Origin of the sequence: Alteromonas sp. MmMcT2-2, assembly GCF_022348305.1 — a bacterium.
GTDB classification, from domain to species: domain Bacteria; phylum Pseudomonadota; class Gammaproteobacteria; order Enterobacterales; family Alteromonadaceae; genus Alteromonas; species Alteromonas macleodii.
The window spans coordinates 47810-71895 of the sequence record NZ_JAKRFA010000030.1 but is presented as its reverse complement, the minus strand read 5'-3'; the positions used below and the strand labels follow the sequence as shown (position 1 = coordinate 71895).

22 protein-coding genes and 1 tRNA gene are annotated in these 24086 nt (G+C 44.3%); 15 read left to right on the top strand and 8 right to left on the bottom strand.

Going from position 1 to position 24086, the window contains the following annotated elements:
- Positions 1–181: 181 nt before the first annotated feature.
- Genes MHM99_RS15760 through pyrF form a run of 3 tightly spaced genes read left to right on the top strand, consistent with a single transcriptional unit; the run spans position 182 to position 2313 of the window.
- A complete protein-coding gene (locus MHM99_RS15760; RefSeq protein WP_014949639.1) occupies positions 182–439 on the top strand; it encodes a lipopolysaccharide assembly protein LapA domain-containing protein in 258 nt (85 codons plus the stop codon).
- On the top strand, positions 439–1608 hold the full coding sequence (gene lapB / locus MHM99_RS15755; protein WP_014949638.1) for a lipopolysaccharide assembly protein LapB: 1170 nt from the start codon (positions 439–441) through the stop codon (positions 1606–1608). Before MHM99_RS15760 ends, lapB begins: the two co-directional genes overlap by 1 nt.
- Before the next feature lie 6 nt (positions 1609–1614).
- On the top strand, positions 1615–2313 hold the full coding sequence (gene pyrF, locus MHM99_RS15750; protein ID WP_014949637.1) for an orotidine-5'-phosphate decarboxylase: 699 nt from the start codon (positions 1615–1617) through the stop codon (positions 2311–2313).
- Positions 2314–2428: 115 nt separating this feature from the next.
- Here pyrF and ald read toward each other — a convergent pair whose 3' ends face one another.
- Positions 2429–3562, bottom strand: a complete 1134-nt coding sequence (gene ald, locus MHM99_RS15745; RefSeq protein WP_039227648.1) for an alanine dehydrogenase — start codon at positions 3560–3562, stop codon at positions 2429–2431.
- A gap of 185 nt (positions 3563–3747) precedes the next feature.
- Here ald and lrp point away from each other — a divergent pair, with 185 nt between their 5' ends.
- From lrp to MHM99_RS15700, 9 genes are all read left to right on the top strand, one after another.
- Positions 3748–4233: a leucine-responsive transcriptional regulator Lrp gene (gene lrp, locus MHM99_RS15740; RefSeq protein WP_014949635.1), complete on the top strand. Its 486-nt coding sequence runs from the start codon at positions 3748–3750 to the stop codon at positions 4231–4233.
- Between the two features lie 284 nt (positions 4234–4517).
- Complete coding sequence (locus MHM99_RS21400; protein ID WP_239220130.1) at positions 4518–7313, top strand: DNA translocase FtsK; 2796 nt, start codon at positions 4518–4520, stop codon at positions 7311–7313.
- Positions 7314–7329: 16 nt separating this feature from the next.
- The gene (gene lolA / locus MHM99_RS15730) at positions 7330–8154 is read left to right on the top strand and encodes an outer membrane lipoprotein chaperone LolA (RefSeq protein WP_239220129.1); all 825 of its coding nucleotides are present in this window, start codon (positions 7330–7332) and stop codon (positions 8152–8154) included.
- Positions 8141–9448, top strand: coding sequence for a replication-associated recombination protein A (locus MHM99_RS15725; RefSeq protein WP_039234654.1), 1308 nt, complete (start codon positions 8141–8143; stop codon positions 9446–9448). Before lolA ends, MHM99_RS15725 begins: the two co-directional genes overlap by 14 nt.
- 72 nt (positions 9449–9520) lie before the next feature.
- Positions 9521–9904, top strand: coding sequence for a fluoride efflux transporter CrcB (gene crcB / locus MHM99_RS15720; protein WP_014949631.1), 384 nt, complete (start codon positions 9521–9523; stop codon positions 9902–9904).
- A 10-nt stretch (positions 9905–9914) separates the two neighbouring features.
- Positions 9915–11216 carry a serine--tRNA ligase gene (gene serS, locus MHM99_RS15715; protein WP_239220128.1) on the top strand — a complete coding sequence of 434 codons (1302 nt, stop codon included), beginning with the start codon at positions 9915–9917 and terminating at the stop codon, positions 11214–11216.
- Positions 11217–11712: 496 nt separating this feature from the next.
- A complete protein-coding gene (locus MHM99_RS15710) occupies positions 11713–14646 on the top strand; it encodes a TonB-dependent receptor (RefSeq protein ID WP_239220127.1) in 2934 nt (977 codons plus the stop codon).
- 65 nt (positions 14647–14711) lie between these two features.
- A complete protein-coding gene (locus tag MHM99_RS15705; RefSeq protein ID WP_239220126.1) occupies positions 14712–16676 on the top strand; it encodes a S9 family peptidase in 1965 nt (654 codons plus the stop codon).
- Between the two features lie 144 nt (positions 16677–16820).
- A complete protein-coding gene (locus tag MHM99_RS15700) occupies positions 16821–17534 on the top strand; it encodes an SOS response-associated peptidase family protein (RefSeq protein WP_049588240.1) in 714 nt (237 codons plus the stop codon).
- Positions 17535–17610: 76 nt separating this feature from the next.
- Here MHM99_RS15700 and MHM99_RS15695 read toward each other — a convergent pair whose 3' ends face one another.
- The 6 genes from MHM99_RS15695 to MHM99_RS15670 all read right to left on the bottom strand — a co-directional run bounded on the left by MHM99_RS15695 (position 17611) and on the right by MHM99_RS15670 (position 20461).
- Complete coding sequence (locus MHM99_RS15695; RefSeq protein ID WP_014979395.1) at positions 17611–18048, bottom strand: host attachment protein; 438 nt, start codon at positions 18046–18048, stop codon at positions 17611–17613.
- A 270-nt stretch (positions 18049–18318) separates the two neighbouring features.
- Positions 18319–18666, bottom strand: coding sequence for a TusE/DsrC/DsvC family sulfur relay protein (locus MHM99_RS15690; RefSeq protein WP_014949623.1), 348 nt, complete (start codon positions 18664–18666; stop codon positions 18319–18321).
- Positions 18663–18983, bottom strand: a complete 321-nt coding sequence (locus MHM99_RS15685) for a hypothetical protein (protein WP_049588239.1) — start codon at positions 18981–18983, stop codon at positions 18663–18665. Before MHM99_RS15685 ends, MHM99_RS15690 begins: the two co-directional genes overlap by 4 nt.
- Positions 18983–19351 (bottom strand): DsrE family protein, encoded by a 369-nt coding sequence (locus MHM99_RS15680; RefSeq protein WP_014949621.1) that lies wholly within the window; start codon positions 19349–19351, stop codon positions 18983–18985. Before MHM99_RS15680 ends, MHM99_RS15685 begins: the two co-directional genes overlap by 1 nt.
- The gene (tusD, locus tag MHM99_RS15675; RefSeq protein WP_239220125.1) at positions 19351–19740 is read right to left on the bottom strand and encodes a sulfurtransferase complex subunit TusD; all 390 of its coding nucleotides are present in this window, start codon (positions 19738–19740) and stop codon (positions 19351–19353) included. Before tusD ends, MHM99_RS15680 begins: the two co-directional genes overlap by 1 nt.
- A gap of 55 nt (positions 19741–19795) precedes the next feature.
- Entirely contained in the window at positions 19796–20461 is a 666-nt protein-coding gene (locus tag MHM99_RS15670; protein ID WP_239220124.1) for a Bax inhibitor-1/YccA family protein, read from the bottom strand.
- A gap of 141 nt (positions 20462–20602) precedes the next feature.
- On the opposite strand from MHM99_RS15670, the gene MHM99_RS15665 reads away from it, so the two are divergent.
- Both MHM99_RS15665 and MHM99_RS15660 read left to right on the top strand, forming a co-directional pair.
- Positions 20603–20694, top strand: a tRNA-Ser gene (locus MHM99_RS15665).
- Between the two features lie 143 nt (positions 20695–20837).
- Positions 20838–22304 (top strand): DUF3360 family protein, encoded by a 1467-nt coding sequence (locus MHM99_RS15660; protein ID WP_239220123.1) that lies wholly within the window; start codon positions 20838–20840, stop codon positions 22302–22304.
- Between the two features lie 182 nt (positions 22305–22486).
- Here the strand turns inward: MHM99_RS15660 and MHM99_RS15655 are convergent, their stop codons facing one another.
- Positions 22487–23392 carry a LysR family transcriptional regulator gene (locus MHM99_RS15655; protein ID WP_239220122.1) on the bottom strand — a complete coding sequence of 302 codons (906 nt, stop codon included), beginning with the start codon at positions 23390–23392 and terminating at the stop codon, positions 22487–22489.
- A gap of 194 nt (positions 23393–23586) precedes the next feature.
- Between MHM99_RS15655 and MHM99_RS15650 the strand changes: the two genes are divergently transcribed.
- A complete protein-coding gene (locus MHM99_RS15650; protein WP_014949616.1) occupies positions 23587–24036 on the top strand; it encodes a DoxX family protein in 450 nt (149 codons plus the stop codon).
- Positions 24037–24086: the final 50 nt, after the last annotated feature.

Sequence of the window (24086 nt, the reverse complement as noted above, 5' to 3'; positions counted from 1 at the left end):
ATTGACTTCACGAAAAAGCCGAATATATGGCAGCAATGAATCACGTTATTAAATCAACACGGTGTCTTGCAATCGGAGAGGGTCCATATATGGTATAACATCATTTCACTTACGCTTTTAGTGTTATCTCTTTTCGCATTTTGCTATTCTTGTAAATAAATCAACAAAAAAGGGTTGAGTGTTGAAAGGGATCCTAACGTTTCTTATCATTTTGGTGCTGCTCGCGATCGCGTTTGTCATTGGCTCACAAAATGAAGCACAAGTAACAGTTAATTATTTAATTGCTCAGGCGAATCTTCGCTTATCGACGTTAATAGCGATAACACTTTCAATTGGCGTTGGTATCGGAATTTTGGTAATGCTAATGAGCTGGCTAAAATTACGTGTTCAGTTGATGTCTGCGCAGTCTAAAATACAGAGTCTGGAACAAGAACACTAATGCTCGAACTGCTGTTTCTCCTTTTGCCTGTTGCGGCAGGTTACGGCTGGATAATGGGCCGAAATAGTGTCCGTCAAGCGCAGCGAAAGCAGTCTAGCATTCTATCTAAGCATTATTACAAGGGGCTAAACTTCCTTCTTTCAGACCAACCTGATAAAGCAGTCGATACGCTAATCAAAATGATTAACGTGAATAGCGATACAGTAGAGACGCATATCGCGATGGGGAGTTTTTTCCGTCACCGAGGTGAAATAGACCGCGCAATTAAAGTCCACCAGAATTTAGTTAGCCGTGATGAGCTCCAGCCGGCTCAACGAGAAAATGCCCTGAGGGAGCTTGGTCACGACTACACACAAGCGGGCTTTCTAGAGCGTGCTGAAAATGCTTTTCTTCAACTGCTTAACAGCGATAAACACTACCTTGTAGCTCAACAGCAACTTTTCAGTATCTACCAGACCACGAAAGAGTGGGAAAGAGCCATAGAATTAGCCGAACGTATGGTGCAGTGTCATGGTGACAATGATGATTTGTGCGAGCGTCTTGCACACTTTTATTGTGAACAAGCATCGGTTGAGTTGAAGAACGATAGCCAAGGGGCGGCATTGACCTTATTGCAAAAAGCGGTAAACGCCGACGAACATGCGGTTAGGCCGTGGCTTATGTTAGGTGATATAGCGCTTGATCAAAAACGCTTTACTGATGCCAACGCGTACTTTACGCAAGTGGCCGAACGCGATATCAACTGGTTCAGCGAAGCCGTACCTAGTTTGGAAAAAATTGCTGAAGAAACTGACGACTGGGAAAGTTTTCAGAAGAACTTAGAAGCACACTGGCAAGAGTGTGCTACGTCCTATTTAGCCATGGTTGATGTGCTTATGAAGCGCGGTGAAACGGCACAGGCGGCTGAGTACTTACTTGAGCAACTTCGCAAACGCCCGACTATGCGCGGCTTTAAAACCCTTATGGGGCTTTACATTGACCAGCTTTCAGATAAAACCACGGCTGATAGTTTACGCTTACTTAAAGAATTGGTGGAAAAGCAAATGTTGCAGCGCCCTAAATACCGCTGTGGCAGCTGTGGCTTTTCCGGTCGAAAATTATATTGGTTATGCCCTAGCTGTAAAAAGTGGGGTGTAGTAAAACCTATCAAAGGGCTAGACGGAGAATAAAAGAACATGCATGACCCACGCGTTATTGTTGCATTAGACTATGACAATAAAGACACTGCATTGGCGTTTGTTGATAAATTAGATTCAAGCTTGTGCAAGCTAAAAGTGGGCAAGGAGATGTTCACCTTATTTGGACCGGAATTCGTAAAAGCGCTAATCGCTAAAGGCTTTGACGTTTTCTTAGATCTCAAATTCCATGACATTCCAAATACTGTAGCGAAAGCGTGTAGAGCAGCGGCGGAGCTAGGTGTATGGATGGTAAACGTACATGCATCGGGCGGCCTACCTATGATGCAAGCAGCTAAAGAGGCGATTGCAACAAGCAGCAACCCTCAAACTAAACTTATTGCGGTTACCGTTCTCACCAGCATGGATGAAGCGCAGTTGGCGGATGTAGTAAGCGGTGTTACACCAGAGCAACAAGTGCTGCGTCTGGCGGCACTAACAGAAAAAGCAGGATTAGACGGCATTGTCTGCTCGGCACAGGAAGCCAGCGCATTACGCGAAAAACACAGCGACGATTTTCTGCTAGTTACACCAGGTATTCGCCCAGTAGGCGCAGACGCTGGTGATCAAAAACGCGTCATGACACCTCCCGATGCTATGAAAGCTGGCGTGAGCTATTTAGTTATGGGAAGACCTATCACTAAAGCGGAAGATCCTATTGCCGTACTGAAAGCAGTAAACGCATCAATAAACGGTTAGACTTATTTCAAATACAAAAAAGCTCGGATGTGATGTTCACATACCGAGCTTTTTTATTCCGATATTCTTATTCAAGGGTATGGCCACAGCCCTACCCGAGACTAATCTTTAGAAATTATTCGCCTTTAAGCGCTACTTCAGCTGGTGTATAGGTAAGGCCTAGTTCTTCACCTAGCGCGTCAACCACAGCTTTGTACGTTACCTTACCTTCGTGCACGTTTAGACCGTTAAGCAAGTGCTTGTCTTCTAGCATCGCTTTCGCAGGGCCTTTGTTTGCAAGGGCTAAGCCGAATGGCAATGTGGCATTGTTAAGTGCCATTGTAGAAGTACGCGCAACGCCACCTGGCATGTTTGCAACACAGTAGTGAACCACGTCATCAACAATATAAACTGGGTCTTGGTGTGTTGTTGCTTTAGATGTTTCAAAGCATCCGCCTTGGTCGATAGCAACGTCAACAAGTACTGAACCAGGCTTCATTGCCTTAATCTGTTCGCGAGTAAGAAGCTTCGGAGCTGCTGCGCCAGGAATAAGTACCGCACCAACAACAAGATCAGCTTTTGAAGAGTAGTGCTCAATAGCGTCAACGGTAGAGTAAACCGTTTTTACTTGTCCGTTAAAAATATCATCGATTTGACGAAGACGAGGAAGCGAGCGGTCAAGAATAGTGACGTCAGCACCAAGGCCTAGTGCCATTTTTGCTGCGTTAGTACCAACAACACCACCGCCGATAACCAATACTTTACCTGGTGCTACACCCGGAACGCCACCAAGAAGTGTACCGCTACCGCCGTGTGCTTTTTCAAGGTAGTGCGCGCCAGCTTGAACAGACATACGGCCAGCTACTTCACTCATTGGTGCTAGTAGTGGAAGCCCACCGCGGTCGTCAGTCACTGTTTCATATGCGATACACGTTGCACCAGATTCCACAAGCAGCTTTGTTTGCGTAGGATCAGGCGCTAAATGTAGGTAGGTGTATAGTGTCTGGCCTTTACGAAGCATTTTGCACTCGTTAGGCTGAGGCTCTTTAACTTTTACGATCATTTCTGCTTCAGCAAACACTTGCTCAGCCGTTGATGCAATGGCTGCGCCTGCTTCGACATACATTTCGTTAGTGAAACCTATTGCGTCACCTGCGTTAGTTTCTACTAAAACGCTGTGACCGTGGCTAACAAACTCTTTTACAGCTGCTGGCGTCAAGCCAACACGGTATTCGTGGTTCTTAATTTCTTTTGGTACACCAACTAACATGTATAGTCCTCAATCTTATAGTGAGCTTCTAAGCGGCTCTGGTTGAACTTTTGATAAATAGTGTTCGGCTTTGAAGCACGTGAACATATTTGCGGAGTATACGTGATAAAAAAACGAACTATCTGCTGAAGAATGGGCGTTTGTAGCATATAATTCTCCTAAAAGATGCTTTTAAGATATTTTATATGCTGGTAAAGACACCAAAACACCTAGACCGAATAGACAGGAATATTCTGGTTCAGTTACAGAAAAACGGGCGTATATCAAACGTCGAACTTGCTAAAGAAGTGGGATTAAGCCCCAGCCCTTGTCTTGAGAGAGTTAAGAGGCTGGAGGCTCAGGGCTACATAAAAGGATATCATGCTGTCGTTGACCCAGAAAAGCTCGGCGCAGCTATGCTTGTGTTCGTAGAGATTACGTTAACGAAAACATCGGTAGATATCTTTGCAGAATTTTCTGCTGCGGTAAAACTGCATGACGATATACAAGAATGTCACCTGGTGTCCGGAGATTTTGACTTCCTTCTTAAAGCACGCGTTGCAGATATGGGAAGTTATAGGAAATTATTAGGTGATACTTTACTGCGCTTGCCCGGAGTAAGTGAGTCGCGGACGTACGTTGTGATGGAAGAAGTAAAAAGTACATCGTCGCTGCGCATTAATTTGAAGTAATGAAAGCGTGGCTCAATAGCGTGGTTTTGTGGTAGGCTGTGCAAAAATACAGTGTTTGTGTTTTATCAAAGGATTAACAGCACGCTAAAGCACAGGGTAGGGGATGGGTGTATTAATTCAGTTGTGCGCTCAGTAACTTACCAAAAAGTAAATCAATAATAATTATGTAGGAATAGCAAAGAGTTCGCTAAGCTCTTTGTTGCGGTTAGTACTGCGGTTACCGCATAGGGTAAAAAGCTATCTGCGGTAATACATGCGATGGAAATTGAAGGTTTTTTAGGGTTATGGCGCGATTAACAGGGGTTCAGCGAGTGTGGGAAGCAGGTATGATTATCGCCTGTGTTTTCGCCTTCTTCTTATTGCTGGCACTAGCATCTTTTCATCCAGGAGACCCAGGTTGGAGTCAGGCTGGATTACAACTCGACGTTCACAACTGGGTTGGAGCAACAGGGGCATGGGTCGCTGATCTTCTGCTATTCTCATTTGGTTTTTTAGCGTATTTGCTGCCTTTCGGCTCCGCCTTCTTAGGGTGGTTTCTATTCCAACACATTAAAGAACTCGATGAATTCGATTACCTTACTATTGGATTAAGAATTATCGGTGGGCTGTTGATGGCCCTCGGTGCAACGGGCATCGCCAGTATAAATTTTGATGACATTTACAACTTTTCAGCCGGCGGATTTGTTGGCGACGTAATTAGTTCAGCGCTAGTGCCTTACTTCAATACCGCTGGCACAATTTTGCTACTTCTTTGTTTCTTCTGTACGGGCTTTACCTTACTAACGGGTATTAGCTGGCTCACTATTATCGACAGGTTAGGTGAAGGTACGCTGTGGTTAGGACGTAAGACTCTTTCAGCACCTCAGAATTTGTTAGCATTTGAAATGCCGCGACTAGCCCTAGCTAACAAATCGTCTAATCAAAGTGGCGACGAAGGTGCAGAGCTAGATATTACCAGTATGCGCGCTGAACCTTTGGCTTCTACTGCACAGACAAAACCATCACAGACACAGAAAACTACGCCATCACGCAGTGAGCCTACCTTTGGCATTGACGATGTAGATGATGAGCCGCCGTTTTATACCTATGACGGGGACAAGTCTGCTCAATCTAATCCCGCCGATACTGTCAACGCCGAGGAAGACGATGCGACATCAAGTACAGATGTAGATATAGCTGAGACGAAAAAGTCGTCGTTCTCATTGTCAGGTATGCGTAGTGCGGTTACGGGTAGCTTTAAAGACAAAGTGGGTTTGGGTAAATCGAGCCAAGATGACTCAGTTCAGTCAGAAGATGATAGCAGTCAACATGAGCATAAACACCAAGCGCAGCAAAGTCCGCATATTAACTTTGACGACTTAGAAGAGTTTGATGAAGACTTGCCTTACGAAACTGGAAGCAAGCCAATAACTTCTGCGAATAACAGCGCGCCATCTGCTGAAGGTACCGAACCAAATACGGAAACGCTACAGTCGCAAACTGTTGAAACTCAGGGAGTGGGTCAAGGTGCTAACCAAGCATTTACGCCTGCTGCACTAGGTGCTAAACCTGTGAGGGCGAGGGCAGGAGAATTAGATCCTGATTTACCACCTATGCCGTCCTTTGATTTACTTGAACGTGCTGACAAACATGAAAATCCGCTTACGCCAGAAGAAATTGAAGGTATTTCTCGTTTGGTAGAGGAAAAACTGGCTGACTTTAACATTGAAGCGACGGTGGTTGGCGTGTTCCCTGGCCCTGTTATTACTCGGTTTGAGCTTGATTTAGCACCTGGGGTAAAAGTGAGCAAGATCTCAGGACTGTCGAAAGACTTGGCCCGCGCTATGTCAGCTATCTCGGTACGTGTGGTGGAAGTTATTCCGGGTAAGTCAGTAATTGGCTTAGAGCTGCCGAATAAAAAACGTGAAATGGTGCGGCTGAGCGAAGTTATTAGCTGCGATACTTTTCAGTCTAATAAATCACCATTAACCATGGTATTGGGGGCTGATATTTCAGGCCAGCCAGTGGTGGTCGATCTAGCCAAAATGCCTCACCTTTTGGTTGCGGGTACTACGGGCTCAGGTAAATCTGTAGGTGTGAACGTTATGATTCTTAGTTTGCTTTATAAGAGCACGCCAGAAGATGTTCGCATGATCATGATTGACCCGAAAATGCTTGAGCTTTCCGTTTATGAAGGCATACCTCACTTGCTTGCTGAAGTGGTTACCGATATGAAAGAAGCCGCTAATGCCCTTCGTTGGTGCGTGGGTGAAATGGAGCGTCGTTATCGTCTTATGAGCGCTCTTGGCGTGCGTAACCTAAAAGGCTATAACGCGAAAGTAGAAGAAGCTATTGCTAATGGCACACCAATAAAGGACCCACTGTGGAAGAATGAAGAAAGTATGGATGCCGAAGCGCCTGACTTAGCCAAGCTTCCTGCTATCGTGGTAGTGGTTGATGAATTTGCCGACATGATGATGATAGTGGGCAAAAAAGTAGAAGAGCTTATTGCACGTATCGCACAGAAAGCACGTGCTGCGGGCATCCATCTTATCCTTGCCACACAGCGTCCGTCTGTAGATGTTATTACAGGTCTGATTAAAGCCAACATTCCAACCCGTTGTGCATTCCAAGTTTCTAGTAAAATAGACTCTAGAACCATTCTAGACCAACAAGGCGCAGAAACTTTGCTAGGGATGGGGGACATGCTTTATCTGCCTCCTGGTAGCCCTGTGCCAACCCGTGTTCACGGTGCTTTTGTAGATGATCACGAAGTACATGCTGTAGTCGCAGACTGGCAGAAACGTGGTGAGCCTGAATACATTGATGAGATCCTGAATGGCGAAGCGACGGCTGAAGTTTTACTGCCGGGCGAACAGCCTGAGGGTGAGGATCAAGAATTTGATGCCTTCTATGATGAAGCCGTGGCGTTTGTTACTGAAACACGTCGAGCTAGTGTGTCGAGTGTGCAGCGTAAGTTTAGAATTGGTTACAATCGAGCTGCGCGCTTAGTTGAACAAATGGAAATGAGTGGTGTCGTAAGTGCACAGGGGCATAACGGGAACCGCGAGGTTCTTGCACCACCGCCCCACAAAGAATAACGAATGGATTGAATAAATGAATAAAGCAGTTTCGGTTTATTTTGTGAGTGCATTGGTAACGGCAGGTACAGCAATGACTGCTGCTAACGCTGCGGTAGAATTAGATACAACAGGTTCAAATATAGGTAACAACAATGCTGACGAGGTTGTCAGTGCTCATGACGCTATTCAGGCTAATGCCACAGTAAACACCAGTCAGCCTAAATCTTCATCGCTTATCAATGATTCTGCGAGTACGTCACTGCAGGCGTTGTTAAGCAATATGAAGCAATTTCGTGCAAGCTTTGCGCAAACAGTAGTCGATGCACAGCAAAATGTCGTTCACGAAGCACAAGGCACGCTGACCATGACCCGCCCCAATAAGCTTCGCTGGGAAACAACGTTTCCTGATGAGACCCTTTTGGTTGCCGATGGCGAAGCGGTTTGGAATGTGGATACCTTTGTAGAGCAGGTGACAGTCCTATCTCAAGACAATGCGATTAAAGATAACCCTATTGTTTTGCTTACATCGACAGATGAAGCAACGTGGTCAAAGTTCTCAATCAATCAATTAAATAGCGGTTCATCGGCTGTAACGCCTGAAAACGGCGCGGCAGACAACATCAATGGTGTTAGTGTAACAAAAAGCTACCAAATCACCCCTAAAGAACAGGGTGGCCAAATCGCAACGCTTACTTTAACCTTTAACCAAGACGGTGAACTCGCTTCGCTTAATATGCTCGATGCGCAACAGCAAATCAGCACGTTGGTGTTCAGTAATATTGAAACGCGTTTTCCAGTGCCCGCTGATACGTTCTTAGTTGATATTCCAGACAGCTTCATAATTGATGACCAGCGTTAATCAAGATTTCGCGCCCCTCGCGGCGCGAATGCGCCCGGTCACCATAGAGCAGTACAGCGGTCAAGAACACTTACTTGGCGAAGGTAAGCCTCTACGTAAAATGTTAGAGGCGGGTCACTGTCATTCTATGATTTTGTGGGGGCCGCCCGGTACCGGTAAAACTACCCTTGCTGAACTCATTGCTCAATACACCAACGCATCTGTATTGCGTATTTCTGCGGTTACCTCTGGGGTAAAAGACATCAGAGCCGCCATGGATACGGCTGAAGAAAACGCCCGTTATAACCAGCGAACCTTGTTGTTTGTTGACGAAGTACACCGATTCAACAAAAGTCAGCAGGACGCGTTTCTTCCATTTGTTGAGTCTGGCGTTGTTACCTTTATTGGCGCAACGACAGAAAATCCCTCGTTCGAATTAAATAAAGCGCTTTTATCTCGTGTACGTGTTTATGTGCTAAAGACACTCGAACACGAAGCACTGTCTGAATTGATTGATAGAGCGCTAAGCGATACTGAAAAAGGTCTGGGTGACAGAGCCCTTGGTATTGAAGAAACAGCCAGAAACGCGCTTATTGATTTAAGTGGCGGCGACGCACGTCGTCTTCTCACCTATTTAGAGCTTGCTGCCGACTTCACCGGAGCAAACGAAATAACCGTAAGCGATGTTGAGCATGCGGTAGGCGAAAAAGTTGCTAGTTACGACAACAAAGGCGACACCTTCTACGACCTAATATCCGCGTTTCATAAATCTGTTAGAGGCTCAGATCCAGACGCAGCCCTTTACTGGTACGCAAGAATTCTTGATGGCGGGGGAGATGCGCTGTATGTAGGAAGACGTTTACTTGCTATCGCGTCTGAAGACATTGGTAATGCCGACCCAAGGGCGATGCAGCTCTGTATTAATGCCTGGGACACGTTTCACCGAGTAGGACCTGCAGAGGGCGAGCGCGCTATTGCTCAAGCTGCGGTATATTGTGCATTAGCTGCAAAAAGTAACGCGGTATATATGGCGTTTAACGAAGCAAAAGCATTGGCGCGTAAAACCTCTGATGCACCTGTTCCCATGCATTTACGCAATGCGCCTACGTCGCTAATGAAAGAGCTCGGTCATGGCGACGGTTACCGCTATGCGCACAACGAGCCAAATGCGTTTGCCGCGGGTGAGTCTTACTTCCCAGAAAGCCTTACCGGAACTCGCTTGTATAACCCTAATGAACGCGGTTTAGAGAAAGCTTTGAAAGCCAAGCGTGAATTTCTCGATTCACTTAATGCGAGAAGTAACAATAAAAGGTAAAGTTGCAGACAAGTAACTCAACTAGTTCAGATTATATGAATTAGTTAATAAAAAATGCGCTAGGGAGTTTTCGTGCCTCAAGGGTTAGCTTTGTATTGTTTTATTGCCGCTGGCGGTGCGACCGGCGCCTGTTTACGCTATTTTGTTACCACAAGTGTTGATTCCTTATTTGGAAAACACATGCCGTTTGGTACACTAACGGTGAATGTGGTCGGGTCGTTTGCACTCGCATTACTGTACGGTTTTATCGAACGTCATGATTTAAGCGACTCTCCTTACCGAGCGCTTATCGGTGTAGGGCTATTAGGTGCCTTTACTACATTCTCAACATTTTCCGTTGAAACCTTAACTTTATTAGAAAACGGGTTGTGGCTTAAAGCCGCAGCAAATGTATTTCTTAACGTTGGCGCTTGCCTAATAGCAGGTTGGCTAGCCATTCAATTGATGAAAGGATAATTAGAAACACATGTTAGATCCAAAGTGTTTGCGAAGCGATATAGAACAAACAGCTAAGCGATTAGCTGCCCGTGGTTTTAACCTCGATGTAGCAGCTTTCAGTTCGCTTGAAGAAAAAAGAAAAACACTTCAGTCCAGAACACAGGATCTGCAAAACGAGCGTAACGTACGAAGTAAATCCATTGGTAAAGCAAAAGCGCAGGGCGAAGATATTGCACCGCTATTGGCTGAAGTGGGTAAGCTTGGTGACGAGCTTGACGCCGCTAAAGCGGAACTTAGCGAACTGTTGGAAGAAATTAACACCCTTACGCAAGGCATTCCTAATTTGCCGCACGAGTCTGTACCAGCGGGTAAAAACGAAGATGACAATGTTGAGATTTCTAGATGGGGCGAACCACGCACGTTTGATTTTGAAGTTAAAGATCATGTTGATGTGGCTGAAGGCTTAAACAACGGCTTAGATTTCGCCACCGCAAGTAAGCTTACGGGAAGCCGCTTTGTAGTGATGCGCGGCGATATTGCTCGCCTAAATCGTGCAATTGCTCAGTTCATGCTGGATACCCATACACAAGAACATGGCTACCAAGAGATGTATGTGCCTTACTTGGTTAACGCTGACAGCCTTTATGGCACAGGTCAGTTGCCTAAATTTGGTGAAGACCTATTTCACACCAAGCCAGCAACTGAAGAAGGACAGGGGCTTAGCTTAATTCCAACGGCGGAAGTTCCGCTAACTAATATTGCACGTGATGAAATATTAGATGCGAAAACGCTGCCTGTGAAAATGACTGCGCATACGCCTTGCTTCCGCTCAGAAGCTGGTTCGTACGGTCGTGATACCCGTGGCCTTATTCGTCAGCATCAGTTCGATAAGGTAGAACTTGTACAGTTAGTTAAGCCGGAAGATAGCTTTGACGCACTAGAAGCACTTACAGGACACGCAGAAGTTATTCTTCAAAAGCTAGAATTACCGTACCGCAAAGTGTTGCTTTGTACTGGTGATATGGGCTTTGGTGCATGTAAAACCTACGATCTTGAAGTATGGCTACCTGCGCAAAATACCTATCGTGAAATTTCTTCATGTTCAAACATGTTGGACTTCCAAGCACGACGCATGCAGGCTAGATTCCGTAACCCAGAAACGAATAAAACTGAACTTCTTCACACATTGAATGGTTCTGGTTTAGCGGTAGGGCGTACGCTTGTAGCTATTTTAGAGAACAATCAGCAGGCAGACGGAAGCGTTACGATTCCAAAGGCACTTGTGCCTTACATGGCAGGCCAAGAGGTTATCACAGCGAATAGCGTGTAAATTTACTTTTCAGTTTAAATCACAACATTAATTTAAGTCTAATAGTTGCGACTTAATTAATAACAACCCGATATCTTGTGAAGAGTTATCGGGTTTTTTCTTTTTACATCGTTACTTCCATACCTATCAAAAAGTGACGTGTATAGTCAGCGCAAAATTATCTTTACACGTAATAATTTTATTATATAAACAGCATCTTATGGTTCATTTATTAGTGCGATCAAAGTTGTTTCTAAATGTAAATAAAAAGCGTTTTTCCTCTTAAATTACTTATATTTCAGTCACTAATGTCACAATTGACACTTTTAACTATATCTTATACTTTTGGCTAATGTTGCGCATTGCGTAACATTAATGAAATGTAAATCTCCCCAAGCTTCAAAAATGAAAATAGGTCGCATTTACATTTTACCTACATAAGAAAGCTTCATGGATAAACGGACTTACCCATCGGGTGTTTCTGTTTGTCCGGAAAGCAAATTTCCAGGGAATAGATATGGAAAATCGAAACACACTTAATAGATTATCTCAGGGGATAATCGTCGCACTTGGAATAAGTGCTACTCCTTTCGTTTCTGCTCAGGACACGGTAGAAAAAGACGCTGACACAGTAGAGCAGATCTCAGTGGTAGGATCTCGTATCCGCACAGACTCTTTTGCTAATGATACGCCTATAGACATCATTTCAGTTGCCGACGCCGAAGGTGAAGGTTTAAAAACACTTGGCGAGCTACTTCGTACAAGCACCGCTGCTTCTGGTTCAAGTCAAATCACTGCGGCACTTACCGTAGGCTATGTTACTGATGGTGGTACAGGTGCAGAAACGGTAGGTCTTCGCGGCCTTGGTCCAAATCGAACACTTATATTGTTAAACGGCCGTCGTGCCGGGCCCGCCGGTACTCGTGGTGGTGTTTCTGCATTTGATTTGAATAGTATCCCACTTTCAGCTGTTGAGCGTGTAGAGATACTGAAAGATGGTGCATCGGCGCTATACGGATCTGATGCGGTAGCAGGCGTAATTAATATCATCACTAAAAAAGGTGATGAGAAGACCATCAACGTTGATATTAGTCAGCCGATGGAATCTGGTGGTGAAGACCGTCGTGTTAACATTTCATTCGGTGAAGAATACTCTGAAGGCTCGTTTCGTGTAACCGCTGACTATCGTAAAGTGTCTATGCTTCGCCGTGGAGACCGTGACTACTTTAACTGTACTGAACGTCTTCAATTTAACCAAGATGGAACTCGTGCCGACCCAATTGACCCGCGCACTGGCGACTATCATTGTAGTGAAGCCGGTTATGGCCTGTGGCTTTCGGGTGGTGTTAATGATGCATATGGCCGTGGTTTGAACGCTGCTTATGACTACGACAACTTTTTTGCAAACAATGGTTTTGAGAGTTTTAATGATGCAAATGTAGGGTTCACTACACCGGAAGGTTGGTATCCGGTTTCTTTCAATGATAATTATGAAAGTGAAGGGTGGTGGGACTTAAATCATCCATTCCTGGGGCAACAAACGGTAGTACCAGAAACACAGAATGCATCTATTTATGCAACCGGAGATTATAACTTATCAGATGGCGTAACTCTTTACGGTGAGTTTATTTATAGTAAACGTAAAACAAAAACTGATGATTACCGCCAATTTTGGACGGCCGATATTCCGCGACTTCCAACTGATGTTTTAGATGGTTTTGACGGTGATGGGAGTGTAATGGCAGTAGCACTAACCGATCATTTCAGTTCTGAAATTGAAGTCGATTACACTAGAGGCGTAATCGGCGCTACCGGCGACATCGGTTTTTGGACCTGGGATCTTTCTTATCAATATAGCCACAATGACGGTAAATACGGTCAGGATATCATCTACGATGATGCAATGTGGATGGCTCAGAGCAATGCCTTTAATGGCGTAAGTTGTTCTGGAGAGGTAACAGAATTTAGCGGTAATACATGTGTTGATATTCCGTGGACAGATCCTAATTTTCTCTATGGTGATCGAACGCCTGCACAAGAAGATTTTTTGTTCGGACGAGATAATGGAAAAACCACTTACGACCAACAAACGCTTGAAGGCTACGTGACGGGGGATCTTTTTTCTCTTCCTGCTGGTGAGGTTGGCGCTGCGTTTGGTTTCCAAATCCAGAAAGATGAAATTGAAGATACGCCTGGAGAGCACACGTTAAATGGCAACTCGTGGGGGCTATCTGGTGGTGGCATCACCGCTGGCGATCAGTTAACCAAAGCTATTTATGCAGAAGTAAAAATTCCACTTCTTGAAGGTATAACCGGCATAGAAAGATTAGATCTGACAGCCTCTGGTCGTTGGAATGATGTCGACACTTACGGCAACGACACTACGTTTAAGTTAGGTATGAACTGGTCTATTGTTGATGGTGTTAGTGTCCGTGCTAGCCGTGGTACTTCATTTAGAGCGCCGGCCCTCTATGAGCTTTATCTTGCTGAGCAGACGGGTTTTAGCGGTCAGTTATCTGTTGACCCATGTCTTGATTATGTAAGTGAATTTGAAGCGGGTAATATTACCGATACTGTTTTCGCGAATTGTCAGGCTGATGGCATTCCTGCTGATTATGATCAGGGCGGCAGTTCAGCTTTACTTATTACGAGCGGCGGTGAAGGGCGTCTTTCAGCGGAAACTTCTGTTGCAGAAGGCATCGGTCTTGTTTTGACCAGCCCCGAAGATACTTATGCTTTCTCTATCGATTATTTCAATATCGAGATCTCAAATGAGATAGACAACCTTGGTGGTGCTGATATTGTCGATCGCTGTTACGACTCTATCGATTTTGAAAATGAACCATTGTGTAATTTATTTACGCGTCGTAACGATAGTGAAACTAACGATTATGGTATAGATGTGGTTAACGGTGGATACGTAAACATCTCATATCAGCGTGTTCGTGGTGTAGATTATAATTTTACTTACGACGAAGAGTTCGATTGGGGTAATGTTCGATTCCGAGTAGAACATACAATGCAAATTGAAAAGTACGGTCTACTATTTGAAGATTCACCGTACAACAACGAAGTAGGCGAAAATGGTCTTCCTAAGCATACAGGTGTAGCTCGTCTTACCTATGGTAAAGATGACTGGAGTATAACGTGGACGGCCAGTTACTTTGACTCTACTAATGATTACGAGTACTACGGTAGTGAAACAAACACGACCACGCTGAATGATGAGACAGTAACATTTATTGACGAAACGAGGTGGACAACTTACCACGCGGTGTCTGGCTCATTTGCTTACGAAGATTTTGACGTCATCGTAGGTGTAGCTAATTTATTTGATGAAGAGCCTCCTCGTATTTCTGCGAGCGGATTTGAGTTGGGTAATGCTGCGCTATTTTCTCAATATGATTTTATTGGTCGTCGCGTATTTGCTAATGTTCGCTACAGCTTTTAATCTAGTGATTTGATTGTTTAAGCCCCCCGAATATAGGGGGCTTTTTTACATGGAGATAATTATAAATGAAAGCTCGTTTATCGCTTTTGAAAACGATTATGCTGGGAAGCCTAGCTTTCTCTTTTTCTACAAATGCTGAAGTGAAAACGCCCGTTTTAGAGGCTTTCGCAAAACACTCTCAGTATTTACAAATTAAAATATCCCCCGATGGTAAATATCTGGCATCTACTTCCAGAGATGATGATGGCGTTGTTTTCCTTACGGTACTTGATATTGAAAAGCAAAAAGTACAATCGATCACTCGAGGAAGGGGAAAAGAGTCAGTCGGCAGTTTCAACTGGTTAAATGATGAACGTCTCTTACTGAGCATGGTGCGTGAAGTCGGCGCCCTAGAGCAACCAGTCCCGACCGGAGAGTTGTTAGCGATGGATGCAGATGGCAGTGATAACGTGGTCCTCACTGGCTACCGCTCTAAAAGTGGTGATACCCGATACTCTCAGGTCGTAGATTTTTTACCAGACGATCCAGATGCCATCGTCGTTTTTAGCGTTCAAGGGTCAACAAAAGAGCCTTTTTTGGATCTCTATAAAATGAAGGTGAGCAATGGGCGAAAAGCATCGTTGGGTAGAATGCCGTTACGTATGTATAAATCCACAGGAGATAGCTTACGAATCATAACCAACAGCAAAGGTGAAGCTTTGGCAATGACGAGCTCAGATCCTAATGAAAATAATCAAGTAACGCTAATGGTACGAAGTTCAGTAGACGACGACTGGCAAGTGGCATTTCAGGCGGAATCATTTGATTCATTTTTCAATCCATTAGTATTTTTAGCCGATGATAAAACGCTAGTTGGACTTAGTACTATTGAAACTGATACAGATGCTGTCGCAACTTATAACATTGATACTAAAAAGCACACTGTTTTAGCTGCCCATGAAATGGTTGATGTGGAGCCTATATTGCACGAAGTTAGAGGGCAAGTGCAAGAAGTCATAGGCGCGGAATATGAATATAAAGACCTCAGTGCTACTTACTTTAGTGAAGTTAAAAACACTGATGAACAACGAATTTTAGCTAGTTTACGTCAAGCGTTTAAGGGCAGTGTAGTGTCTATCACATCTTCGACGTATGACGGCTCAAAGATGATTGTAGCAGTTGGCGGGATTAATCAACCCACGGCGTATTATCTGTTTAATAAAAATAAAAAACAGTTAGCAAAACTGACTGATACGCGACCATGGTTAAACGATTTTGATATGCCCCAATCTAAAATTGTTACCTATAAGGCAAGAGATGGTCAGGAGATTTCGGGCATTCTTACTTTACCAGTAGGTGTATCAAAAAACCTTCCTTTAATAATGCATCCACACGGTGGTCCTCACGGTTTAAAAGATACACTTACTGAAATGAGAAGCGATGCTAAAGTGTTGGCGGCTCACGGTTATGCTGTATTCCAACCTAATTTCAGAGGTTCAGGAGGCTATGGCTTAGAATTTCTGAAAGCAGGTTTCAAATCTTGGGGAACACTAATGATTGACGATATGACCGACGGCGTCAATTATCTAATTGAGCAAGGCATTGTTGATCAAAATAGAATGTGTGTTTATGGTGCTTCTTATGGTGGTTATGCCGCCCTCCAAAGTGTCATTAGAGAACCTGACTTATATAAGTGTACAGTAGGTTTTGTAGGAGTGTATGACCTAGCACTGATGAAATCTGCAGGCGACATTCCAGAGTCTCAATCTGGTATAAACTACTTGAATCGTGTATTGCCTGATGGTGATAGCCAATCTCCGGTAAAAAACGTCGATAAAATAAAGGTACCTGTATTCATCATCCAAGGTGAGGAAGATGTCCGCGTACCCAAAGAGCATGCTTTTGCGTTACGAGAAGAGTTAGAAAAGCGCAATAAACCGTACGAATGGATGATGAAGTCTGGCGAGGCACACGGTTTCTATAAAGAAGAAAACAACGTCGAGCGTTGGACTGCAATGATTGAGTTTTTTGATAAACACACCGCTAAGTAGTTAGACTGAACAAACTGAGGTTTATCTTTAAAAAAAGGAAATGGGTGAATCCCTTTTCCTTTTTTTCATTTACCATGCAATATTTTGAGATATGGAACCTATAGAATTTTAAAATGGCGGAAGCATTTTTCATTACGAGGACTTATGTGCGGATTTATACAGCGTATTACTGACTCACCTGACGTTATTGCGCTACTTGAAGAAGTCGGGCTTACACAAACCATTCCGCTTTTTGTCAATGAATCTTCCACAAGCAATGTTATTAACTTTTATCCTGCATTTGGAAAAGTGCCAGAACGACAAATTACCAATTTAATTGTATCTGGTGATAGCACCATCGATGCTACATGGTGGTTTGATGCTAAGCCCGTTGGCGACACGTTAGAGGTTGGCAACAGAACCACATTCAATGCCCGTAATTTAGAAAGCCCTTATTGGAGCAAGTTCATTCGTGAACGACGCGCTGTGGTTGTCGCAACTGCAGTAGGAGAGTCAAATCCACTTGGCAAAGGAAAAGCGCACTATTTAATGAAACCGGCTACTGGTGCATTGCTCATTGGCGCGGTATACCGGCGGTTTAGTAATGGCCTATTTTCCTGTGCAGTAGTGACGCGCCCACCCGTAGAGGGGTTTAGTCAGTATCATGAAAAATCCATTCCTTGCTTTCTTCCACATAATGCACATGCGATAAATGCGTGGTTAGCGGCTGACACACAAGGCTCATTGAACAATGAGGTAGAATATATTTTGAATAATCCTCGTGTTTATACCGATCTTGAAGTCACGCGAGTAAAGACGTTTAAAAGCGCCGAGGCAATCGGTGAGGTTAATGTGTTAAAAGCTGACGAAAACCGCTAACTTTTACTTATAAGCGAGTAAGAGAAGGCGGCAATGACAACAGCCGCCTGTGACAATCTAACTACTAAATAACGTTTTATTTAAGGTAGGAAAGCAAGGTTTCTTCGTCCGCGCCTAAAACATTCTTTTTCACTTCTTTGTCGACGACGTCTGAACATTGAGATGACATTCCGCTTCTCAATTTACCAAGAAATCCAGGCCCACTAATAATATCTATCGAGCCCAAAGCACCTCGTTTACGTTCACCATCTAGCCAGTCAGCAATGTCACTAGCAAATCTTTCATCTTCGAGTTCGGCGGCATCTTTTCGATTCATGCTATCAACGCCTGGTACTTGCGAAGCGGGAGCCGATTGTCTGCCGGGTTTATCTGTATAAATGTCTTGGTCACTCGCTCCACTAAACTCGTTATGCCACTTTTTTACTTCAACAAGTGCACTTCCGTGGTTGGTATAGGTGTAAGCTGTGGCGTCGTCGTGGTTGGCCACAATTACGTAGTGTTTTTGAACTGTCATACAGCCTCCTATGTCCATTTATGTAAAACATTCACGTTTATGGTGTTCGGTAAAAGGCAAGTATGAAAAATATGCCTGAAACCCGAGATAAAACGCCAATGTAGGAGGGGAGTTGCAATATCAACACCAAGGCTAAAACAGTTAACAATAGGGTGGCTCTTCTGATAGCTACCTTAAATCGGGTTTCAACCCGTGAAGCAAATCAACAAGTGCTTTTAGCAGAAGGCTAGCCGGGGGCGCTAGAACTTTAAATATAATGTGCGATCGCCTTTACAAGCACTTCGCAGGTTTAGGTAATCCTGCCAGTTTGGTGGCTTGCTTAGCCGGGCCTTTTTTAAAGAGTCGCTGCAGGTAGCGGCTATTACCTTTTTCTGGCCCAAACTTATTGGCCATAGCTTTCACCAAAGCACGAATCGCTGGGCTGGTTTCGTACTCTTCATAGAATGCGCGTACGAAGCGCACCACTTCCCAGTGGGCTTCTGTTAATTCAATGTTCTCTTCTTGCGCCAGCAACTCAACCATATCTTCTTCCCAAAGGGTATAGTCGAGTAAATACCCGGCTTTGTCTGTAGGGATCGCTTGCCCTTTATAATTGAAGCTATAGGTTTCTTGTGTCATGAAAGGGGTATCCAGTGCTGATTTTTTGCTGATATTGCAGCAAGTTCTTTGTGAGAAATAGGATTAATATGTTCGGGAAGATTTGCGCCCCTGGTATCCGCATCTGTACTCAAGAACGACAGGTTTAGCGTTGATTTGTCTTTTACCGTGCTTTCTAGCGTATTGGCCAGCTGCTCAAAAAACGCGGTGTTTAATGCAGGGGCATAAACGCCATCTCCAACAAATACAACATAAGTAGAAGTCGATTGCTCAAAAGTGGCTTCAATAAGCTGTTTGTATTCAGTGCTCAAATTTGGCGTTGAAATAGTAATAAGCATTAGAATGTCACCACATGATCTACGCTTTGGATAAGCGTGACCTTTTCTTCTGGGGTTATCCACTCACAGTCTAACTCATCAACTAGACTGTTATTAGAAAGAACCTGCTCAATGTCGTAGGTATCTGCACTTGCTTTACACACAAAGCATTCTTCGATATCGAAAAACGGCATGCTAGCTAAACGTTTGGTGTGATTTTTTAGTCCTTTGGTAGACGCTGCCTTAACAAGCTGCAGTACACCTTGGCTTTCAAAAAGCACTTTAACATCGTGCCCATAGTTTGTTGCAGCAAGCGCAAAATCTAAACCGTCTTGGCTTTTAGCATTGGAAAAAGGGCTTTGCGTAAACCTAATAAGTAGTTGCGCCATTAGAATTGTACCAACCTGTTGCAATCATGGAGCGCAGTGAAGAATTCGCCCAAGCCAGCTTGCTCGAAAGGCGCGGTTAAGTTGGCCTGAGACAACCCATTCTCTTTCGCCTCTAACTCACTAACAATACCTCGCTTAACGGCGGCGGTAATGCATACTAGTAATTTCACGTTGTGTTCAGTCGCTAGAGTCTTCCAGCTTTCAAATACGAACAGCTCGTCACCCGTCTTTAGCATTAAGTTATTAGTGTGGTGTACACCTTCGCTATAAAAGAAAACGTTGTTTATTACATCACCATTATCGATTACACCTTGTGCAAAGGAGAGGGCGCGTAACGCTGTATCGCCTTGAAACGGTGATGATGTGATAAGTACTGAATATTCTGCCATACAAATAAAAACACCCCGGTTAAGGGGTGTTTCTCTTTAAACCTTTAACGCTGTTTTAATCGTCGCCACCAAACGCACCTAGAAGGTGAAGGATAGACGTGAACAAGTTGTATATGTTCAAGTATAGCGAAACTGTTGCACGAATGTAGTTTGTTTCACCACCGTGGATGATACGACTTGTATCAAACAAGATGAATCCTGACATAATAAACACAATCGCTGCACTAACTGCTAGGCTTACCGCTGGAACTGCGAAAAAGATGTTCGCAATAGCAGCTACAAGCACTACAACTAGACCTACTACCAAGAATCCGCCCATAAACGAGAAGTCTTTCTTAGTGGTAAGTGCGTAGCCAGAAAGCGCGAAGAACACAAGGGCTGTTGCACCTAGCGCTTCCATGATCAAGCCTGGGCCCGCAACGCCTAGATAGAAATTAAGCGTGTAACCTAGTGATGCACCCATTAGACCTGTGAATGCAAACACCCAGTAGATACCAGATGCTGAATCAGCTTTTTTCTGAACTACAAATAACGTAATAAAAGCGCCGATAGTCATAACAAGAGACATCATAGGAGAAATGCCTACTGCCATTGCTATACCAGCACAAACCGCACTAAACGCCAGTGTCATCGCAAGCAGCATATAGGTGTTGCGTAGAACCTTGTTCGTCTGCAATACCGATGGTTGAGATGCACTTGAATACATCGAACGTTGATCCATTGTTTCCTCCAACAGGACTTATGATATGACCAAAATGGTACACAATTATTTAGTGTATGTTGTATGGGTTTTAGTTCCCATTTTCAAGTAGTTTCAGATGAAAATGGTGTCATGTGAATATAAAAACATCTCTTCACTTCAGGAGAGTTGGCAGAGCCCGGTTTAATGCACCTGACTTGAAATCAGACGTGGGGTCAAACCCACCGGGGGTTCGAATCCCTCACTCTCCGCCATATTATGAAAACCCGCACATTGCTGCGGGTTTTTTTATGCCCGTCTACCACGTTAGACTTTCGTATAAGACCACAGTCGCATTGTTACATTCCGTTCACATGTTTAGGCTTGCGCTTTTCTTCGCGCAATCTAAAGGTGTTATGTGTCACAAGAAAGTTCTTCTTATCAAAACCTTCACAAACCGAGCAGTAGTTTTAAATCAAGAGACGAATATTTAAATCACGAACTTCAAATACTTTCTCCAAAACGTTGGCGGTTGAACCTGCCTGGTAAAGACTACCGCGTTGAGTGGGAAGACTTTGTGCCAGGCATGGCGGCGACCATAGGAAAAATCGTTATGGTTGCCGCCGTAGTAGGTGCATTCGCAGCACCGCTAGGGCTATCTCCTGAGTTTGTTATTGAAAACGTGCGCTTTGAATTACTCATTGCAGCAGTCTTGTTCGTTGTTCTGATTTCCGGTTTTCTGAACCCGTCAGCTAACTTAGCAGGTACACACGGCCCCTTACTGCCCTTGGTACCCCTTATTGTTGCATCTGGCGGCCATCCCATGGCGCTCGGTCTGCTCATTGGACTCTTTGGTTTTATCTTAGGAATAACGAAGGGCGGCAGTGTGCTTGCTAGGCTAACCAGTAACGGTGTATGCGGTGGATTGCTGTTATACTTAGGGTTTATTGGCATTACAGGCCAGGTCAAGAAACTCTTTGCGTGGGCAGAAAGCTTCGATATGGCTTACTTAGCCTTCGTGGTGATCATTGCCACTATTTTAATGTATGCATGGCTAGAGCATATTCAAAAGCGCTGGCTAGCCATTCCGCTTGGTGCGGTGATGGCGGCGGTCATTGCGTTTTCCTTCGGTGCGCCATTTGAGTTCACAACGTCGCCGGGTATGCCTAACTTGAACCCTGCTTATTGGTGGGGGGAAGACACAGGTTGGAAACTAGGTCTGCCAGACTGGTCACATTTCATTGCTGTGCTGCCTTTTGCTGTGCTGGCTGTGTCTATGTGGTCGCCAGATTTCTTAGGTCATCAAGTCTTTCAAAAGCTTAGCTACCCTAAAAAAAGTGAACGAGCGCACATGAATATAGATGACACCATGATTGCTGCATCTAGTCGTCAGGCAGTGGGAAGCCTACTGGGAGGGGGGAATATCTCATCTTCGTGGGGGACCTACATTATTCCGGCTTCAATCGCGCGCAGACCCATACCCGGTGGTGCATTAGTTACTGGCTTTTTATGCGTTGTAGCGGCACTTTGGGGTTACCCCATGGATCTAGCAATTTGGCCGCCAGTGCTTTGCGTAGCGCTTATTGTTGGGGTCTTTCTGCCGCTAATGGAAGCCGGTATGCAAATGACGCGTGAAGGTAAAACGACGCAATCTGCCGCATTGGTGGTGATCTCCTCTGTATTAGTTAATCCAGTATTCGGATGGTCTTTTACTATGCTTTTGGATAATTTGGGGCTCGTTGGGTGCAAAGATAGAGCTGGAGAGCTCGGCAAAGTAGGGCGTTGGCTAATTCCAGGAATTACGTTTTTGGTGTTATGTACCGTTATGGCACTAATTGGTATGTTCCCGGGTGTGCCCGCGATTATGGAAACCTTCAGAATGTGATGAGGGCTTTAGGGTAAGGTTACTTCTTTAAAGTTCACGTTACTGAAACCAGAAATGCTATTACGCGAACGGCGTCGGAGGTGTTTCTCCACGCCGTTTTTATTTAATTTATTATGTTGATATCCCTCATCCACTGAAGTTACGTTTTTACCACATAAATTAAGCGTTACGCGTACCGCGATTTACTTGTCCCAGTAGGGCGTACTTGCAAAATAGCTTGATAAAAAGTCAATGAAAACCCTTAGCTTATTAGAAATGAGCTTACGATGAGGATAGACCGCATACAAAGAGATAGCTTGCGGTACGAAATCGTCCAGTATGGACACGAGTTCCCCGTTTTTGAGCGCTTCACCGGCAATGAAGGTAGGTTGAAGTACATAACCTTCACCCTGCTTTGCTACATTGGTTAGGACTTCTCCGTTATTGGCGGTTAGCTTGGGCGTCACAGTCTGAGCATTTGCTTTAAGCGCCGCAATAAGCACTGATTTATCGTTATCATAGTTGACGTAGGAGTACTCAAGATAGTGTTCTGGTTTTAATTCGGCTGGATGTTGCGGTGTGCCATATTTTTCCAGGTAGGCTGGTGAAGCGCACAGGGCCAGCTTTATCGTTGTGATTTTCTTGGCCACCAGCGACGAGTTAGCTAGGTGACCTGCACGTATTGCTACATCAAACCCTTCGTCTATCACATCAATCTTTCTATCGTTTAGCTGCAAGTTTATCGATACGTGAGGGTGTGCTTGTTGAAACGCACTGAGTGCACTCGCTAAATGTAATGTTGAGAAAGAGACAGGGGCACTTACATGCAGAACTCCCTTTGCTTCTGTATTGAGCAACCCAAGCTGACTTTCCATATCGGTTACGCTTTCTAAAATATGATTTGCATGTTGCAAACACTGCTGACCAGCCTCGGTTAGGTGAATTTTTCTTGTAGTGCGATTGAATAAACGCGTATCAAGTTGCTTCTCTAATTCGGCAACATACTTGCTTACGAGTTGATTTGACGTGTCTAGCTTTTCTGCAGCTTTTGTAAAACTGCCTTCATTCGCAACAACGCAGAAGGTTTTCAGTAGCGATAATTTATCCATCGTTTAGTCTTTCGTCTCTATAAACAACAAATTGTTGGTAATCATTCAATATTTAACCGCTTTATTCAATAGGTGTTGGTAACTATTCTATATGCATCAGGTTAGCGCTGTGCCAACTCAATGAAGTCAGGCGGAGCGTTCATCACTTTTTAGATATGACACTTTCAATTACGAGAGACTTTGAGGATTCAACAATGAACAAGCAATTTCTGAAAAACATTTTTACTTCTAACAGCAGTATTTCTAGTTTGGTTTTACGTGTGCCTGTGGGCATTATTCTTACCGCACACGGCGCACAAAAGCTTTTTGCGTGGTTTGGTGGTTATGGACTAGAAGGCACAGGTCAGTGGATGGAAAGCATTGGTTTAGCGCCAGGCTTTTTAATGGCATTGCTGGCCGGCAGCGCTGAGTTTTTTGGCGGGCTAGCGCTTATTATAGGTTTTCTAACACGCCCAGCCGCTTTAGTAAGTGCATTCACAATGGTGATTGCGATTTTTAGTGTACATGCAGCAAACGGTTTATTTATGACTAACAACGGATACGAGTTTGCACTAACGTTACTTGCTGCAACAGGTGCGCTAGCTATTCAAGGTGGCGGTAAACTTTCAATCGACTCTCTTATTAGTCACAAGCTTAATAAATAGCGGTTGTGAGATTCGACGACTAACGAAACCGGCCCAAATGCGCCGGTTTC

Coding starts and splice junctions, on each gene's coding strand:
- lapB (WP_014949638.1), top strand. CDS start 439: ATGCTCGAACTGCTGTTTCTCCTTTTGCCTGTTGCGGCAGGTTACGGC.
- pyrF (WP_014949637.1), top strand. CDS start 1,615: ATGCATGACCCACGCGTTATTGTTGCATTAGACTATGACAATAAAGAC.
- ald (WP_039227648.1), bottom strand. CDS start 3,562: ATGTTAGTTGGTGTACCAAAAGAAATTAAGAACCACGAATACCGTGTT.
- lrp (WP_014949635.1), top strand. CDS start 3,748: ATGCTGGTAAAGACACCAAAACACCTAGACCGAATAGACAGGAATATT.
- MHM99_RS21400 (WP_239220130.1), top strand. CDS start 4,518: ATGGCGCGATTAACAGGGGTTCAGCGAGTGTGGGAAGCAGGTATGATT.
- lolA (WP_239220129.1), top strand. CDS start 7,330: ATGAATAAAGCAGTTTCGGTTTATTTTGTGAGTGCATTGGTAACGGCA.
- MHM99_RS15725 (WP_039234654.1), top strand. CDS start 8,141: ATGACCAGCGTTAATCAAGATTTCGCGCCCCTCGCGGCGCGAATGCGC.
- serS (WP_239220128.1), top strand. CDS start 9,915: ATGTTAGATCCAAAGTGTTTGCGAAGCGATATAGAACAAACAGCTAAG.
- MHM99_RS15710 (WP_239220127.1), top strand. CDS start 11,713: ATGGAAAATCGAAACACACTTAATAGATTATCTCAGGGGATAATCGTC.
- MHM99_RS15705 (WP_239220126.1), top strand. CDS start 14,712: ATGAAAGCTCGTTTATCGCTTTTGAAAACGATTATGCTGGGAAGCCTA.
- MHM99_RS15700 (WP_049588240.1), top strand. CDS start 16,821: ATGTGCGGATTTATACAGCGTATTACTGACTCACCTGACGTTATTGCG.
- MHM99_RS15695 (WP_014979395.1), bottom strand. CDS start 18,048: ATGACAGTTCAAAAACACTACGTAATTGTGGCCAACCACGACGACGCC.
- MHM99_RS15690 (WP_014949623.1), bottom strand. CDS start 18,666: ATGACACAAGAAACCTATAGCTTCAATTATAAAGGGCAAGCGATCCCT.
- MHM99_RS15685 (WP_049588239.1), bottom strand. CDS start 18,983: ATGCTTATTACTATTTCAACGCCAAATTTGAGCACTGAATACAAACAG.
- MHM99_RS15680 (WP_014949621.1), bottom strand. CDS start 19,351: ATGGCGCAACTACTTATTAGGTTTACGCAAAGCCCTTTTTCCAATGCT.
- tusD (WP_239220125.1), bottom strand. CDS start 19,740: ATGGCAGAATATTCAGTACTTATCACATCATCACCGTTTCAAGGCGAT.
- MHM99_RS15670 (WP_239220124.1), bottom strand. CDS start 20,461: ATGGATCAACGTTCGATGTATTCAAGTGCATCTCAACCATCGGTATTG.
- MHM99_RS15655 (WP_239220122.1), bottom strand. CDS start 23,392: ATGGATAAATTATCGCTACTGAAAACCTTCTGCGTTGTTGCGAATGAA.
- MHM99_RS15650 (WP_014949616.1), top strand. CDS start 23,587: ATGAACAAGCAATTTCTGAAAAACATTTTTACTTCTAACAGCAGTATT.